The following is a 15982-nucleotide window of genomic DNA, read 5'->3' on the forward strand; positions in this document are numbered from 1 at the left end:
GACCAACTTGAAAGCACTCAGCCGACCGCCACTGAATCCCCCCTCGGAATGACCCCTAGTATGTAGAGCGCTTCCTGATCGGCGTCATGTCGCTATAGACACTCACATGCATGAGTAGATATAGGCCCAAGGAGGGAAGAGCACATGGCTGCAATCAGTTGCAATAAAGAAGACTTAAGTGTGGACAATGTCCACACCCCCTTTGGCCGGACAAAGCAGCGACAACGCAGGCTCCACGACATCATCCGCGAGCCAAAAACCACGAACTCTATCGAAGGATTTCGAAGTCATGTTGCGCTCAGTTCCCCTACCCATGAAGAGGTGTAGGCCAACCACGACCTACCCGACGAACCAAGAGAGGCACACATAACCCCAGATTAAAGCCAGCGGACGGTCACCAGCCTCGACCCTGAACCCGCTCTCCCACAACCAAACAGGCGTCCCGCGGCGCTAGGCACACCCCGCGGCCAGTGTCAGAGGGACCTGACCATCCGGAATGTACACACGTTAAAGCAAAAACCCCCTCTGACGAGGGGGTATGCCGTGCCCGAGGTGGGACTCGAAGGTGATTCCAGGGCTTGTTATTGCTGGGAAGTCGCGGAAACATGCGGAATCCGGGGCAGTCCGGCCCGTGTACAAGGCAGTTCGAGGTGGAAAGTGTGAACAGTGTCCACACCCGGGTTCGGGTCGCAGTCAGTGCGCGGAGCGTCAAAGCAGGCTTCACCTTGAACAGCGGATGATAGACGCCCGACGAATCGGTCCGGCTGGGGCTCAATGACGGGCCGGGCACAGACAACGGTCCGGTCTCGCTTCAGCAACCTCCGGACGGCTCACTGCTCAAGCGATGGGCGCCGGCTTGCCGCGCGGACTCACGTTGAAGGGCAACTCCGACAAAAGCTTGTTCATGACAGGACCCCCCCGCGACGCTGCAATCATGACGGAAAAAACCATGGCCAGTGCGAAGGACCAGATCCCAATGAACATGATGATGCCGACATGCAACAAGACGCAGGCGACGAATCCTGCGGTCTGCACCATGGGTCGCCTGCTAAGAAGGGTTCCTGCAATGACGCCTTCCATAATCATCGTTCCCCAACTAAGTGTTAGGGCAACGATAGGAACGGATGTAAGGAAGAAAACGAAACTTTGAAGAAAGTTCGCAGTTCCGAAGAACTCACCGCGAACGATGTAGTACAGGGCGCTTCCCTCGCTCCAATTCTCAACACTCAGTTTTGCCAACGCACTGTGCAGATAAATATACGCAATCTGGATCCTAAGAGCCCAATGTGCGGCCCACGAAATTCCTTGCCACGCACCAAATCTGGTAGTGGACCGTGAGTGGCCTTGCGGCCAGTGCCAAAGCCGGTTATCTGGTAGAGAGACAAACACGAGGAAAAAAGTAGTGAAAACCAATACCGTGTCGCCACCGTCAGGTAGGGCAACTGTTTGGGCAAATGAGTAGGAAAGCCAAAGGTGGAGAATTGACGTAAATCGAGGAAGAAACCCGGAAGCCACAACGATTAGACCAATAATCATCAAGACTTGCACAACTTCATCCGAGAGCTCGCTCGCAACGCAGAATAACGATACGTTCTCCAGTGCACGGGTGCACTGTCCGGTTGGAGGCTGTCCCAGAATCGGAACCGAGTAGAGGTAGGGTGCTGGTGTCAGTAGGAGTGTCAGTACCTGGGAGAGCGCCAGACCGCTCCTGGCGACAGCAATGATTCGGGATTGTGGATTGAATGACCAGATGTCATTGTTCAGCCTGGATATTATTCTCATCGCACCTTGCATCTCGAATCCACAACCGCACCTTTGACTTCAAACCGGGCTTCTGATTCAAATTCCCGGTAAGCCCAGGGGACTGCTTTGGTCTGAAAAATTACTATCCGGCCGCAAACGGAAGCAACCGGTGAGTCATTGTCGACGATCTGGGTTTCCAGGGATCGCACCCTCTCAAGGCAATCCTGTCGACCGCCGTCGGGGCTGCAATCGGCCCATTCCCTTATGGTGTTACCAATCACGCCCAGCTCCGGCCCCTGAGACCTTTGTTTACGACTTAGTCCGAAGTAGTTTTCGGGCCGGGTTTGTGGAGTCTGCATCAACGACTCTACGGATCCGTCATCTCGGAGCTGATAGACGGCGAATTCCGGATCGTTGGGCGGCTTTGTGAAGAATGCCCACGCTTGGGGTGCAACTGACACCAATGTGCGGCGAAGGGGCTCCCCCTCCTTCACGGCTAACACATTGCTGGGCATGGCGTAGAAGATCGTAAGCGCGAAGAAGGCGCCAAACAGTGCTAGAGAAATTACTCCCGCAAGCGCCGACGTTCTTGATCTCTGTGAGGGGTCATGCAGGGTCATGGCAAGTCTGGGCAGATAGCCAGTTCAGGGATAGGAGTGACGAATTCATCGCAGCGCCCGTGTGAGCTCTGCAATCGCGGTGTCCCGCCCGATCTCTTCTACACCTGCCGTTGTCATGTAGTCCTTGTTTGCCAAATAGCCGGGAACTACTAGCAAAACCAAAACGGCGCCACCGGCGACGACCACGAAGGTCGCAACCGCTACGTTGGCATACAAGGCGCCGTTTGCCACTACGAAGGCAGCCACCGCTGCACATGTCCATGTCACGCCGCACCCATAGGGCGTAACTTGCTGCGCATCCTGAGGATCGGTTATCGCCTTGCGATAGGCCAGGTAGTCATAGAACTTTTCCGTGAAAGTGGCCAGGCCAGCCTCGACCGAGCGGGGCTTTCCGGAGCGGAGCTTTGGCAGTACTTCGGAACTAAACCCTGGGTAATAGACCAGGAAGTCCTGAACGATCGGGTCAACCTCGGCAAGAGTTGGGACCGGACGATCTGCGGCAAAACCCAGCAGGCTAAGCAATCGTGGGTTACTTTCGGCCAATGGGCCGATACCAGCTAGGAGAAGCCGGAGCGCATCTTCGGCGCTGTAGTTTCCTCGGAAATCTGTTTTCTTCGTTGAAACAGTGGTAGCTACAGATGCTTGAGCGGACGAGATACCAACCGGGCCGAGCAGAAGAGATAGCAACATAGCCACGCTGATGCGAAAAGTTCGACTAGATGAACTATAAAACACAATATCCCCCAATATTAATGAAAATAAATTTAGTTGTAGACTGATTGCCGCTTTGGATTATTCATCGCCCTCAGTAATGTGTCGAGCCAGCGAATCGGCTTTGTAGTACATGTGCATGAGCAGGGCCACCATGATGACCGTGAACCCCATACCCGAGAAGAAGATCCACGGAACACTCGAATCATCCTTGGGTAGTACTGCGAATATGACCCACAGTGTTGCCACAAAGCCGATGAGCATCACCGGAATAGCTTTCAGGGCACCAAGCGCTGAAGTGTGTGCAGCGTTCCATGCACGCTCAGACGACAGAGTAGCCTTCGAACGGATGCCAAACGTATAGTTAGGCTTCGAATCGCCGGACTTAACCTGCGATGCCAGCATTTGAAGTAGGCCTGCTACAACCAAGAACGCAATCGTGAACATTGTCGTGCTGAAAACCGCCCCCAAAACGATCCTTTCACTGTTACGTACTCGGATGACCGAGGAAACTCCAGATTGAAATGCCACGCTAACATCGGCCGTGGCCCGTCACAAATCACGGCCTTTGATTTGCTGTGCCTCCGACCCCGACCCCGCTTCAGTCATTCGCTAGCACCTGCGAAATAGGGAGATAACTCGTCGGCGGAGTTACGTTTGTCCTGCAGAGGTCGGAATGGACCCAGCCTGGAGAAGGCCTAGGGCCCCATTGACGGGCCTGGCGTCGACGCCGTCGTCAGTGTCATGGCGGCAGACTGCTTCCCCGCTCCCCGCTGTCTCTGTCCCACCGCCCAGACCTCGATCTCTGACAAGGCCGCCACAGCTCGGATCCGGCAACTCAGGACTCGCCGGCCGGGGAGCCGCCCACAATGCACACGTGGCCAAGAAGGTCTCCGACGTAGGCGGAAGTACACGCATCAGACCTTCGCCTCCTTCGCCTCCTGCGTCTGCTAAACATCATTGACACCAGATACTGTCGAGCCCGCCCACACAACTACAGCGAGCACCCCCGCCGCCAGGCCAAAGGACTATCTGACCTCGTCGACCCCGCACTCTAATACGCCGCAACACTGGAACCTGAACGCGCCCAGTGTAAGACCTGCCCAAGAGGATCGATCATCGACATAACCGGAGAAAAACTAGGAGGTCCCACCACAAATCAACTCGTTGAGACATCGAGACTCATGGCGGCTGACGGATTCCCGAAAGCTAGGAGCTCACTCATGGACACTCAGGTAGCCGATAACGGCGCATATGTCGGGACTGGAGGAAGCGCCGGCCCAGCCGGTGCAGTGATCGGGCCAAGCGATGGCCACAAACCGGATAGCCACGGACCTCGCCGCTGGGGCAGCCGTCCTACCGCAGCACACAGGTGCGAGGACAGAGCCCTAGATGCGTTCACCCTTAAACTCTGTTCAGCTTAATCGGTCACACCCGCGGCAACTGCCGGGTAACGGAAATGCCTCTAGCCCGTCACCCGCCCCGGAATCGCGGAAATCAGTTGGCGGGTGTACTCCTGAGTGGGACTGTCCAGCACTTCGAGTGCCTCGCCGATTTCCACCAGCTTCCCTGCCTGCATGACCGCCACGCGGTCTGAGATTTGCTGGACCACGGCAAGGTCATGAGAAATGAACAGGTAGCTCAACGACTCCTGAACCTGCAGCTCAGCCAACAGAGTCAGAATCTGCGCCTGCACCGAAACATCCAGGGCCGAGACCGCCTCATCCAGTACCACGAGTTCGGGCTTCAACGCCAAGGCCCGGGCGATGGCCACACGCTGACGTTGGCCGCCAGAGAGTTCGGCCGGACGACGGGAACCGTAGTCCGAGGGAAGATGGACTTCCTCAAGCAAGGCCTTCACCCTGCCCTTCCGATCAGCCGGTGTGCCGTCCGCAAAGGCCCGCAGTGGCTCGGCAATGATGTCCTCCACAGTGAAACGAGGGTCCAGGGATGCATAAGGACTCTGGAACACCACTTGGAACCGGCGTCGGAGCTGGCGCAGCCTCTCCCCTTTCGCACTGGCCAGATCCACGCCGTCGAACACCACCGAACCGGACGTTGGCTTGTCCAACCTCAGCAACAAGCGGGCAACAGTGCTCTTTCCGGAGCCGGACTCCCCCACCAGCGCCAAAGTTTCGCCGCGCTTAATATTCAGCGAAACGTTGTCGACGGCGGTCAGCGTCCTTGCGCCTCCGGCTGCACGCGGGAGTGTGAAGACTTTCCTGAGCGACTTGGCCTCCACCAGAGGCGAGCCGGATGCAGTGCCGCCGGCCGGCGTCGTCCCCCGGTCAACAACTGACAGCGTCGGCCGCAGCCTGCGCGGGTTCAGCCCCGGTGCTGCCTCAATGAGTTGGCGGGTGTAACTGTGCTGTGGGCTTCCCAGCACAGCCGCTGCTGACCCTTCCTCCACAATCTCTCCGCCACGCATCACAATGATGCGGTCCGCGCGGTCAGCCGCGACGCCGAGGTCGTGGGTGATCAGCAGGACCGCGGTCCCCCGCTCCGCGGTCAAGGCAGCAATGTTGTCCAGGATCTGCCGCTGTACCGTCACGTCCAGCGCACTGGTGGGCTCATCAGCGATGACCAGTTTCGGCTGGGCGGCAAGCGCTGTGGCAATGAGGACACGTTGGCGCATGCCACCGGAGAACTGATGAGGAAACTGGCGCGCCCGGGAGGGAGCGTCGCGGATTCCAGATTCCTTCAGCAATCTGACGGCACTTTGCCGTGCAGCTTTCCTGGGCTGGAGCCGGTGGATGGTGAGCGCTTCCGCCACTTGTTCGCCCACCCGTTGGAGGGGATCCAATGACGCCGTGGGGTCCTGCGGAATCAGTCCGATGTCCTTGCCGCGCACGCCCTGCCACTCCTTGCGCGTCAGTTGCGTCAGGTCCGTGCCGTCGAAGGTCACGCTGCCGGAGGAAACCCGGGCGTTGCCGGGGAGCAGGTTGATGATGGAGTGCGCCGTGGTGGTCTTGCCGGAGCCCGACTCCCCCACAATCGCCACGACTTCGCCCGCCCGGACCTCAAAGCTGACATCGGCCACCGCGTTCCGCGGGGATCCGTCCACCACATAGTCCACGCGTAGGTTCTCCACCTTCAACAGCGGTTCAGCGTGGGAGCTCATGGCCGGTTCCTTTCAGAGTCTTGGAAAGCATGCGAAATACGGTTGGTGGACAGCACGACGGCGGCAATCACCACGCCCGGCAACGTCACCAACCACCACGCAGCCACCAGGTAGTCGCGACCTCCGGCCACCAGTGAACCCCATTCCGCAGAGGGTGGTGGTGCGCCGAACCCGAGGAAGCTCAGCGATGAAATCGACAGGACTGCCATGCCGAATTCCAGCGCGGACAAGGCCAGAACCGGGCCGGCAGCGTTGGGGAGGACATGTCGGAGGAGGATGGAGTGCCACCGGACACCCGAGGACCGTGCGGCCTCAACGTACACAGCCGTGCTCACCCGGAGGGTTTCAGCACGCATGATCCGGGCGAAGTTGGCCACACTGGCAATACCCACCGCGATGGCGATGTTGATGGTTCCGAAGCCCAGCACCGTGATGAGAGCCAAGGAAAGCAGCAAGCTGGGAATGGCCAGCAGCACATCCATGACGCGCATGATGGCGTCATCCACCCACCCCCTGATGGAGCCAGCCAGCAAACCTAGCGCCGATCCCGCAACCAGGCCGACGGCGACAGCCACAGCCGTGGCAGCCAAGGACGTCGCCGAGCCGTGGACCACCCGGGAGAACAGGTCGCGGCCCAGGCTGTCTGTTCCGAACCAGTGTTCCGCGGACGGCGGTTTGAGCCGCGACGACGGAACACCCGTGTCGGGAGGCCACTGGGTAAAGGCCTGGGGAACCAACGCCCACAGGATCACCACGGCAAGGACCAGCACGGACAGCACCAGGCCGGGCTTGGCAAGGAACCTCCGGGCTGCGGCCCAACGGGCACCAGCCCAACGGACTAAAGCTTGGGCGGCGGCCGGCGAGACGGGAACTGATGCCTCGGGTCTGGTGGCCTGCTGCCCCGTTCCGGAGCCCGCCTCGGAGCGAGTCTCTTTCACAAGTTGCTGCGTCATGATGGCCCTCCTAGACCTTGGCGCCGCGCGCTGTGTTGATGCGCGGGTCCACGAGCGGATAGATCAGGTCAACGATCAAGCTGGTGATGACAAAGATGGCGGCGGCCAGGACCACCAAGGTCTGGACCACCGGGATGTCCCTGCTGTTGACGGCCGTGACCGTGAGCCGCCCTATGCCTGCACGGGAGAACACTGTTTCGCTCACCACTGCCCCGGCCAGCAGATTTCCCACCAGGATTCCCAGCATGGTCAGCGTGGGAATGGCTGCATTCCGGAGGGCATGGCCAAAGTTGATCAGCGCTTCACTGGCTCCCTTGGCCCGGATCTGTTCGATGTACGGTTCGCCCAATGTTTGGCGCAAGCTGCGCGTCAGCAGCTGGGCGATCACGGCAGAGGTGGGTATGGCCAGAGTCAGGGCTGGAAGCACGAGGCTCTGGCCGCCGTCGTTCCCTATCGCAGGAAACAAGCGCAACCGAAAGGAGAAGAACTGCAGGAGCAGGAGGCCGATCCAGAAGGTGGGCACCGCGATGCCCAAAGGCGGCAGCGAGGAGAAGGCCTGGCGGATCCAGCGGTTGCGGCTGAACGCCGCAACCACTGCCAGGGCACTGCCCAGGAGCACCGCGAGCGCGAATCCCGCTACAGCCAACTTGATGGTCTCCGGCAGGACTTCCGCCACAGTCTGGGTTGCAGGGACACCATTCTTGATGGATAGCCCGAAATCCAGCTGGAGCGCCTTGAACAGTGCCACGAAGTATTGCTCGTAAAGAGGCCTGTCCAAGCCATACTCCGCCCGCAGCTTCTCAACGAGTGCCGGATCCACTGCGTTCTGTTCGTCGCCGCTGGCCATGATGCTCACGGCGTCGCCGGGCAGCAAGTACAGAATCAGGAAGGACACTGTGTAGGCGGCCCAGAGGACGAACGCGCCTTGCAGCAACCGTTGGCCGATGTAGCGGATCATGGGATTCCTACTTGCTCAGCCAGGCGTCGTAGAAGTCCAGGCGGCTGGAAGCTTCGAACGTGAGGCCCTTGACTTTGTCGCTGGCGGAAATGGTGGTGGACAGCTCATAAAGCGGGATGGAGTGGGCGTCCTTGATCAGGATTTCCTGTGCTTCGTCCACCAGCTTCTGGCGTGCGTCCTTGTCCAGTGCCGCGGCCTGCTCACCCAGGACATCGTCCACGGGCAGCTTCTCGCGGAGGTTGCTTCCGCCACGGGCTGTGGTGGAGGCGAAGACGGTGCGCAGGACGTCCGGGTCGCTGCGGGTCAGGTTGCCGTAGGAGAAGTCGTAGGTCTTGTCAGCCTGGGCAGCCGTCACGTCCGCGATGGTGGTGAACTTCAGCTGCAGGTCCACGCCGATCACCTTGAGCTGCTGCTGCACGAGTTCCAGCACTTCCTTGGGCGACTGCCAGTAGGTGACCTTGAAGGACAGTTTCTCGCCGTTCTTCTCACGGATGCCGTCCGTTCCCACCTTCCAGCCGGCATCGTCCAGGAGCTTCTTGGCGCCATCGGGATCGTTCTTCAGCAGCTCGCTGTAGTCCTTGAAGTACGGCGTGGTGTGGGAGAGAACGCCCTTGGCCGGCTGGTCCGCTTCAGTCAGCAAGGTCTTGGTAATTTCCTCGCGGTTGATGGCCTTGGAGATGGCCTGACGGACGGCGGTTTCCTTGAGCTTGGGGTTGGTCTGGTTGGCGTACAGGTTGTAGACCACACCCGGGTTGGCCCGGGTTTCGTTCCAGAAGCCGTTGCCGTTGAACAGGCTGATGTCAGCAGCGGAGATCGCCGCCGTCGCATCGATCTGGCCGGACTGCAGGCTGCCCGTGCGGTTCCCTGCCTCAGGAATGATCTTGAAGGTGACAGTGTCCAGGTAGGCCTCGCCCTTGTTGCTGTTGGTGGCGGCGGGCCAGTTATAGCCCGCACGGCGTTCCAGGACAGCTTCCTTGTCCACGGTGTAGCTCTTCACGCTGAACGGGCCGGAGCCGGAAAACTTCCCGGCGCAACGGTCAGCTTCGGAAAGCGTGGCAGATGCCGGAGACAACAGGCCCAGTGTGAACGTGGACGTTGCCTGGAGGAACTGCGCATTCGGCTTGGAGAAATCCACCACCACGGTCTGCGGGTCCTTCACGGTGATGGCACTGACGTCGCTCAGGTAGGTGGAGCCCAGCGTCGCTTTGGCACCGAGTGCCTTGATGGCCTCGAAGTTGGTCTTCACCGAAGCAGCATCAATCGCGGTCCCGTCAGCGAAGGTGGCACCGCTGCGGAGGGTAAACGTGAAACTGGTGGCGTTCGTATTGGTTTCGAACTTCTCCGCGAGCCACGGAACGATCTCGCCCGTCTTCGGATCCTGAGACGTCAACGACGCCACGGTTTGCCGGGCAATCGCGATCGCATCGTTGTTGCCCACCTGCTGCGGGTCGATGCAGCCGCGGTCAACGGACACCGCGAAGTTCAGGTTGCCACCGGAGACCGGTGTGGCGTCGGCACTTTGCTGAGTGCCGGCGTCGGCCCCTCCAGCGCAAGCTGAGGCCAGGAGCGCAAAGGCTCCCAGTACGGAAACGACGGCGGCTGGTTTCCACAGCTGGCGCGCTGAGGTTGGGTTGGGGACGCTCATGCGACTTCTTCGCTTTCAGTGAGTTGGGTGCTGGTGAGTGATCCGCGGCGGGTCAGCGGGGCGCGGAGGCCAAGGTTCTCGCGGAGGTTGGTGCCTTCATATTCGGTACGGTAAACGCCGCGGTCCTGCAGGCGGGGAACCAGTTCGTTGACAATGTCATCCAGCCCGCCAGGGACAATCCATGGGGTGATGTTGAAGCCGTCAACTGCGCCGGTGTGGGCGTACTCGGCGAGTTTGTCTGCAATGTCGTCGTACGATCCCACCAGGCCGCGGCCGTTGAGCCGGGAACGGGCAGCGACGAACTGGCGGATCGACTGGCCGTTTTCCTTGGCGTCCGCGCGCCACTGGGCGGCCAGGTCCTTGGCGCTCTTCCCATGGAAGGCGTTGCCGCGGGTGGGGTTGGTGACGTCCACAATGGGGTCGATGTCCGGCAGTGGACCGTCGGGGTCGTATTCGGTGAGAGTGCGTCCCCAGAACTGTTCCAAGTAGGCGATGGCCGTTTCCGGACCCACCTGCAGCGAGCGGACCCACTGGTGCTTTTCCTCCGCTTCAGCGGCTGTGGCACCGAGGATGAACTCCTGGCCGGGGAAAATCTTCACGTCATCTGCCGGACGCCCGGCCTTGAGGGTGCGGGCCACGATGTCGTCGCGGAACTTCTTGGCATCTTCCAGTTCCGGGTGTGCCGAGAAGATCACGTCGGCGTTCCGCACGGCGAAATCACGGCCGTCCGGCGAATCCCCGGCCTGGAACAGAACAGGGTGCTGCTGGCTGGAGCGCGGCAATCTGCCGGTGATTTCGACGTCGAAACTCTCATCGTGGCGTTTGACCGTGGTGATGGCGTCCTCGCGGAGCCAGCGTGGATCATTCCGGGACCCGGCGATTGCGCCGTCAGCCCAGGAATCCCAAATAGCCTTGGCCGTCTGAACGAACGCTTCGGCCCGGACGTAGCGGTCCTCGTGCTTGAGGAACCCGCCGCGCCTGAAGTTGGCACCGGTCCATGCGTTGTCCGTGGTGACGATGTTCCATGCCGCACGGCCGCCGGACAGCAGGTCGAGGCTGGCCAAGCGGTGGGCAAGATCCGCGGGATCGTTGTACGTAGTGTTCTGCGTGGCAACCAACCCGATATTTGTGGTGATGGCTGCGAGCGCGGCGAGGGCGGTCTGCGCGTCGGGACGGCCCACGACATCCAGATCGTGGATCTTTCCGAGGTGTTCCCGGAGGCGGAGTCCTTCTCCGAGGAAGAACGCGGAGAAGAGTCCCCGTTCAGCTGTCTGGGCCACCCGGCGGAATGACTCGAAGTCGGTTTGCGAGCCGCTCTGCGCGTCCTTCCACACGGTGGTGTGGTTGACGCCTTGGAAGAAGACGCCAAACTGGATCTGGCCGTTGCCTGCGATGCGGTGATGGTTGGTCATGGTTCTGCTCTCTGAATCTGGCTCTGTGAGTGGGCTCTTGGCGGCGGGCGTTGGTCAGCCGGCCTCAGGCTGCGGCGAAGCGGTTGGCGGGGCGGGGAAGGCCGAAGGTTTCGCGGAGTGTGGCACCCGGAAGCGGCGGCACCACTAGCCCGCTGCGGTGCAGTTCGGGGAGCACCTTGTTAGCCAATTCGGGGAGGTCCACATCCAGTACCGCTGGCTTGAGGCGGACGCCGTCGGCTGCTGCGAACAGCGTGGTGAGCAGTTCCACCAAGCCTTCGGCGGTGCCCACGTAGCGGGCACCGCCCGTCCACTCTTCGTACGAGTCCAGTTCGGCAAGACGGTCCTCGGCGGTCTGCCCACGGGAATCGAGGATGACGTCCAACTCCACCAGGGTCCTCGGCGCACCAGCGGCGGCTGCAGCTTGGGCTGCTTGCGGGAGAGTGTCCGTGGTGTCTGCGGAGACCAGGGCAACGTCAGCCTCGACGGCGGGGATCAGCTCAGCGGGCGCGAACACCACTACCTGCCCTTGGAGTGGGCGCGGGATAATGGACGGTCCCTTCACGGAGAAGCGTTCACCTTCAAAGTCTGCGTAGTGCAGCTTGTTCCGGTCCAAGTATCGTCCGGTGGCAACGTCGCGGATTACGGCGTCGTCTTCCCAGGAGTCCCAGAGCCGGCGGCTGGCTTGGACCACATCTGCGGCTTCGCTGACTGCTTCGTCTTCTGGCAACTGCGTGCGCCCCACGGAGCGAGCTTCCTTGTCCAGGTTGTCCGCGGCGACCAGCCAACCCGCCCGCCCCAAGGAGGAATAGTCCAAGCTGGCCAGCTGCGTAGCTACATGGAACGGCTCGGTAAAGAGCGTTCCGGCTTCCGGGACCAGGCCGATAGAGCGGGTGATGGGCGCCGCGAAGGCCGCTCGCTGGATCGCATCAATCCGGCCCGCAATCCCGGTGCTTCCAGGATCCACCACCCGGGTGTCCTTGAACGTGGCCAGATGGAAACCGGCGATGTCCGCTGCCTGGACGGTTTCACGGATCCGCTGGCCCCCCAATAGCGCCTGCGGATCATGGTGGGCCTTGCGCCACGACGCGGGGTGGGCTCCGTCGCCGTCGAGCTCCAATGCGATAACGCGGGAGCGGAATTCGGGTACAGGTGTGGAAGGCATGATTCTCTCTTTCAGAGGCCGCACAGCGGCTGGGACGACATTCACTTGCCGCAGATGCGGCCTGGTCTGTTTCCGGAGCACCCCGCCACGTAATGCCTGAGGGTTGCCGCAGCACGAGCCGGTCCTTGGCGTGCTGACTCTTGACCTGGACTTGAATCTAGGAGGCTGTCCAAGGAATGTACAAACCGCTGGACTTGCGGCGTCAAGGCGGGAAATACCACGTCAAGGGACTGCCCGAATCGTCATTTTCGGGCTGGCGAAGGCTCGGTTGTGACGGACCGTTTCGCCGGATTTCGCTGGATTTAGTCCGGTTGAGCGCGGTGACGGATCGGCTTTGGCCTTCGCAGGGGCGTCCGTAGTGTCGTGCCATGCCGAAGCCTTCAGTTACTCCCCTGTCCGTCCTTGACCTGAGCCCGGTATCGGCCGGGCAGACCTCCGGCGATGCCTTGCGGAGCACCCTTGCCCTTGCCGCCGCTGCCGAGGCTTCCGGCTACTCCCGGTACTGGCTGGCCGAGCACCACCTCAACACAGGCGTTGCGGGGTCAGCCCCGCACATCCTGGCCGGGTTGGTTGCCTCAGCCACCAAGACCATCAGGGTGGGGACCGCGGCCACCTTGTTGGGGAACTACAGGCCGCTCCAGATTGCCGAAAGCATTGGAACGCTCGCCGCCGTTTTCCCGGACCGCGTGGACCTTGGCTTTGGTCGCTCCGGTCCGCCCAAGTCGCCCAGCGAGCCCGCGCCCGGAGTCGTGCCCGCTGACTCTTCGGAACCCACCGATCGGGTGGTTGACGGACTGCTGATCCCCGCGCCGCGCCCCATCTTCGGTGCGGTCCTGCCCAGGAAGTTCCGGCTGCAGGGCGAGCTGCTGGGTCGCTTCCCCGGTGATACGGACAACTTCGAGAACGACATCCAGGACATCATCGGATTTTTCACCGGCGAGTACAGGACCAAACATGGTGAGGAAGTCACGGCTACACCCGCCCTCGGCCAGGCGCCGCAGTTCTGGGTCCACGGCTCAACAGCCGGACCCAGTGCCCGCTTGGCCGGCAAGCTGGGCCTCCCCTTCGGGGCGAACTATCACGTGGCACCGGCGGGCGTCCTGGGCTCCATTGCCGAATACCGGGCCCACTTCGAACCCTCGGCGGCATTGCGGGAACCGCGTGTGATTGTCTCCGCGGACGTGCTGGTAGCCCCGGACGAACGCCAGGCCCAACGCCTGGCCCGCGGCTACGCGCACTGGGTCCACGGGATCCGCAGCGGCCAGGGCGCCATCCCGTACCCGTCACCGGAAGACGCGCTGGAGCTTTCCTTGGACGCCGAAGCCGGGGAGCTCATCAAGGATCGTCTGGAAACCCGGTTCGTCGGTGATCCACACCAGGTCAGCGAACGTCTCCGCACGTTGCAACGCGTCACCGGTGCCCAGGAGCTTCTCATCACCACCATTGCCCATGACCCCGCCGATCGGCAGAACTCCTACCAGCTGCTGGCCGAGGCCTGGGGTCTCTAGCGTTTCCGATTTTCCAATCACCACCTATATAAGGGAGCACCATGTCCACCGAAACCGCCGTCCAGGAAACCGAAGTCCAAGACACCCAGCTGATCACCGCCGATGCTGCAGCCAAGCTCATCGAAGAAGGCGCCCTGCTGATCGATGTCCGCAGCGAGGGCGGCCGCGCCAGCACCGGCGCAGTCCCCGGCGCTGTGGTGGTGAACCGCGAGCACGTGGAGGAGGACTTCAGCCTTGAATCCGCCCACCGGCTGCCTCAGGTTACCGGGACGGACCAGGAGATCGTGGTGTTCTGCGGCTCTGTCAACGGTTCACGACCCGTCGCGCAAAAGCTCAAGGTCCTCGGCTACGCCAACGCTGTCCACGTGGACGGCGGCTTCCCGGCCCTCCGCGACGCCGGCGTCCCCACCACCGGGCCCACCGCACCGCCCGGCGAAGCGGCACCGCCGGCCGCCACTGCTCAGGCGTCCACCGATTCGGTGGCTTCCGAGCGCTGAGTACCTGCCGCCGTCGGGCCTTCCGGCGTCAGCACCGCCGCCGTCGTCGCGGCTTCCCGTCCGGAAGTCACGACGGCGGCATTTGTCTTTGTGCGGTCCCGCGCCTCGCGCAGCCAGTCGAGTCCGCCGGCGAGCAAGGCGACGCCCAGCAAAATGCAGCACATCACGATGCCTTGATGGAAGGCGTCCTTGGAGGCTTCCCCTGTGGCCGCGCCGTGCGCCTGAAGGAACATGCCCGCCGCCGCGGCCGAGCACAGCGCCGCGGCGAACCTTTGGCTGAGTTGGTAGAAACCTGCGGCCACTCCGGCGGCGCCCACGGGTGCATGGGCCAGGGTGAGTGTCTGGTTCGGTGCGACCACCAGGCCGGTTGCCACACCTTGGAGAAGCCCGACGGCGGCCACCGCAAGAGCCGCTGTCCCGCCGTCGAGCCCCTGCACAAAAAAGTCCTTGGCGACCAGGCAGGCCAGGCTCCCCAGAAGCGCGTAAACGATCCCGGCACGCCCGTAGCGGGCCACGAAACGCCAGCTGAAACTGGACGCCAGCAGCATGCCGGCGGCTTGCGGCGCAAGGATGGCTGCGGCTGACAACGGAGCCAGCCCGGTCCCGGCCAGGAAATAGAACGCCGTTACAGCTGCCATTCCCGCGCCCACGCCAAATTGGCAGAGTGCCACCACGGTGCCCAGTGCGTAACCCTTGGATTTCGCCAGGTGGGCACTGAGCAACGGGGTTCGGCCACGCCGGTGGTACAGGATCTCCCAGCCGGCGAAGGCGAGGAGTGCCCCGGCACCGACAGCCAGCGAGGTCACAGCAATGGTGCCCGCGCCGTAGATCGTGGGAATGAGTGATGCCACCACTACTCCGCCTAGCAGCAGCGCGCCGAGGACGTCGATGGACGGTTTGGCTTTTCCGGGGTGTTTGCCTTCTGACCGCGGGAGGAGCCGGAAGGCAAGCGGCACCAGGATCAGCACCAAGGGAACGTTCGCCAGGAACAGGATCCGCCACCCGATCCCGGGGTCGCCCAGTGAGAGGACCAGTCCCCCGATCAGTGGTCCGCACACTGCAGCGGAACCACCGGCGGCGGCGTAGGCGCCCAAGGCCTTCGCGCGGTCGTGTCCCTTATAAATGTCCTGCAGGAGTCCGAGCACCTGCGGATTCAGGGTGCCCGCGCCGAGTCCTTGGAGGAGCCTGGCGATGATGACCAGCGAGGGGTCGGTGGCCAGTCCACCCACCAGGCTGGATGCGCCGAAGACCGCAATGCCCGCGATGAAAAGCGTGCGCCGCCCGACGATGTCGCCCAGCCTGCCTGCGGGAACCAATGCGACGCCGAACGCCAGCGAGTAGCTCGCCAGGATCCACTGCACGGACCCGGAATCGGCATGCAGGGAGGCGGACATCGCGGGAACGGCCAGGACGAACATTGACTGGTCCAGCAGCGTGATGAATCCGGCGCCCAGGCAAAGCCAGAGGGCGGAACGCTTAGCGTGATTTCCATGGCCCATGATTGTGGACTCTAGGCGGGTTCTGCCGGGGTTCGGGCATCGCGAGACACCCGGTTAAGGGGCGTTAATCCGGGTTACCGCCGGTGACTCGTTTATGACTCTTTGGGGCTTGTTCGCCGACGCTCCGGTCATGGAAGGACGCAGCGGGAAACG

The 15982-nt window shown here is 62.0% G+C and carries 13 protein-coding genes and 1 riboswitch; of the genes, 2 read left to right on the top strand and 11 right to left on the bottom strand.

What is annotated here, in order from left to right:
• Positions 1-837: 837 nt before the first annotated feature.
• The 10 genes from AC6JA3_RS11770 to AC6JA3_RS11815 form a co-directional block, all read right to left on the bottom strand.
• Positions 838-1782: a sporulation-delaying protein SdpB family protein gene (locus AC6JA3_RS11770; RefSeq protein WP_497920136.1), complete on the bottom strand. Its 945-nt coding sequence runs from the start codon at positions 1780-1782 to the stop codon at positions 838-840.
• Positions 1779-2363 carry an SdpA family antimicrobial peptide system protein gene (locus tag AC6JA3_RS11775; protein ID WP_431768468.1) on the bottom strand — a complete coding sequence of 195 codons (585 nt, stop codon included), beginning with the start codon at positions 2361-2363 and terminating at the stop codon, positions 1779-1781. The genes AC6JA3_RS11770 and AC6JA3_RS11775 overlap by 4 nt, the downstream gene beginning before the upstream one ends.
• A 45-nt stretch (positions 2364-2408) precedes the next feature.
• Complete coding sequence (locus tag AC6JA3_RS11780; RefSeq protein ID WP_223945315.1) at positions 2409-3110, bottom strand: sporulation delaying protein family toxin; 702 nt, start codon at positions 3108-3110, stop codon at positions 2409-2411.
• A 45-nt stretch (positions 3111-3155) separates the two neighbouring features.
• Positions 3156-3605: an SdpI family protein gene (locus AC6JA3_RS11785; protein WP_223945314.1), complete on the bottom strand. Its 450-nt coding sequence runs from the start codon at positions 3603-3605 to the stop codon at positions 3156-3158.
• Between the two features lie 934 nt (positions 3606-4539).
• Positions 4540-6195 (bottom strand): dipeptide ABC transporter ATP-binding protein, encoded by a 1656-nt coding sequence (locus tag AC6JA3_RS11790; protein WP_347783447.1) that lies wholly within the window; start codon positions 6193-6195, stop codon positions 4540-4542.
• Entirely contained in the window at positions 6192-7148 is a 957-nt protein-coding gene (locus AC6JA3_RS11795) for an ABC transporter permease (protein WP_026546656.1), read from the bottom strand. The genes AC6JA3_RS11790 and AC6JA3_RS11795 overlap by 4 nt, the downstream gene beginning before the upstream one ends.
• A gap of 10 nt (positions 7149-7158) precedes the next feature.
• Complete coding sequence (locus tag AC6JA3_RS11800) at positions 7159-8106, bottom strand: ABC transporter permease (RefSeq protein ID WP_026546655.1); 948 nt, start codon at positions 8104-8106, stop codon at positions 7159-7161.
• Between the two features lie 7 nt (positions 8107-8113).
• Positions 8114-9751, bottom strand: a complete 1638-nt coding sequence (locus AC6JA3_RS11805; RefSeq protein WP_347783448.1) for an ABC transporter substrate-binding protein — start codon at positions 9749-9751, stop codon at positions 8114-8116.
• On the bottom strand, positions 9748-11163 hold the full coding sequence (locus AC6JA3_RS11810; protein ID WP_347783449.1) for an NtaA/DmoA family FMN-dependent monooxygenase: 1416 nt from the start codon (positions 11161-11163) through the stop codon (positions 9748-9750). Before AC6JA3_RS11810 ends, AC6JA3_RS11805 begins: the two co-directional genes overlap by 4 nt.
• 64 nt (positions 11164-11227) lie before the next feature.
• Positions 11228-12325, bottom strand: a complete 1098-nt coding sequence (locus AC6JA3_RS11815; RefSeq protein WP_035760642.1) for an LLM class flavin-dependent oxidoreductase — start codon at positions 12323-12325, stop codon at positions 11228-11230.
• 36 nt (positions 12326-12361) lie between these two features.
• A riboswitch (SAM riboswitch) is annotated at positions 12362-12471 on the bottom strand.
• Positions 12472-12693: 222 nt separating this feature from the next.
• On the opposite strand from AC6JA3_RS11815, the gene AC6JA3_RS11820 reads away from it, so the two are divergent.
• Together AC6JA3_RS11820 and AC6JA3_RS11825 are read left to right on the top strand one after the other, a co-directional pair.
• Positions 12694-13833: an LLM class flavin-dependent oxidoreductase gene (locus AC6JA3_RS11820; RefSeq protein WP_347783450.1), complete on the top strand. Its 1140-nt coding sequence runs from the start codon at positions 12694-12696 to the stop codon at positions 13831-13833.
• 41 nt (positions 13834-13874) lie between these two features.
• Positions 13875-14330 (top strand): rhodanese-like domain-containing protein, encoded by a 456-nt coding sequence (locus AC6JA3_RS11825; RefSeq protein WP_347783451.1) that lies wholly within the window; start codon positions 13875-13877, stop codon positions 14328-14330.
• Here the strand turns inward: AC6JA3_RS11825 and AC6JA3_RS11830 are convergent.
• Positions 14294-15829 (bottom strand): MFS transporter, encoded by a 1536-nt coding sequence (locus tag AC6JA3_RS11830; RefSeq protein WP_497920137.1) that lies wholly within the window; start codon positions 15827-15829, stop codon positions 14294-14296. The genes AC6JA3_RS11825 and AC6JA3_RS11830 overlap by 37 nt on opposite strands.
• Between the last annotated feature and the right edge of the window lie 153 nt (positions 15830-15982).

The sequence above is a fragment of the Arthrobacter sp. TmtSoilC79 genome (assembly GCF_059739405.1).

Coding starts and splice junctions, on each gene's coding strand:
- AC6JA3_RS11790 (WP_347783447.1), bottom strand. CDS start 6,195: ATGAGCTCCCACGCTGAACCGCTGTTGAAGGTGGAGAACCTACGCGTG.
- AC6JA3_RS11830 (WP_497920137.1), bottom strand. CDS start 15,829: ATGGGCCATGGAAATCACGCTAAGCGTTCCGCCCTCTGGCTTTGCCTG.
- AC6JA3_RS11810 (WP_347783449.1), bottom strand. CDS start 11,163: ATGACCAACCATCACCGCATCGCAGGCAACGGCCAGATCCAGTTTGGC.
- AC6JA3_RS11805 (WP_347783448.1), bottom strand. CDS start 9,751: ATGAGCGTCCCCAACCCAACCTCAGCGCGCCAGCTGTGGAAACCAGCC.
- AC6JA3_RS11815 (WP_035760642.1), bottom strand. CDS start 12,325: ATGCCTTCCACACCTGTACCCGAATTCCGCTCCCGCGTTATCGCATTG.
- AC6JA3_RS11825 (WP_347783451.1), top strand. CDS start 13,875: ATGTCCACCGAAACCGCCGTCCAGGAAACCGAAGTCCAAGACACCCAG.
- AC6JA3_RS11770 (WP_497920136.1), bottom strand. CDS start 1,782: ATGAGAATAATATCCAGGCTGAACAATGACATCTGGTCATTCAATCCA.
- AC6JA3_RS11795 (WP_026546656.1), bottom strand. CDS start 7,148: ATGACGCAGCAACTTGTGAAAGAGACTCGCTCCGAGGCGGGCTCCGGA.
- AC6JA3_RS11820 (WP_347783450.1), top strand. CDS start 12,694: ATGCCGAAGCCTTCAGTTACTCCCCTGTCCGTCCTTGACCTGAGCCCG.
- AC6JA3_RS11775 (WP_431768468.1), bottom strand. CDS start 2,363: ATGACCCTGCATGACCCCTCACAGAGATCAAGAACGTCGGCGCTTGCG.
- AC6JA3_RS11800 (WP_026546655.1), bottom strand. CDS start 8,106: ATGATCCGCTACATCGGCCAACGGTTGCTGCAAGGCGCGTTCGTCCTC.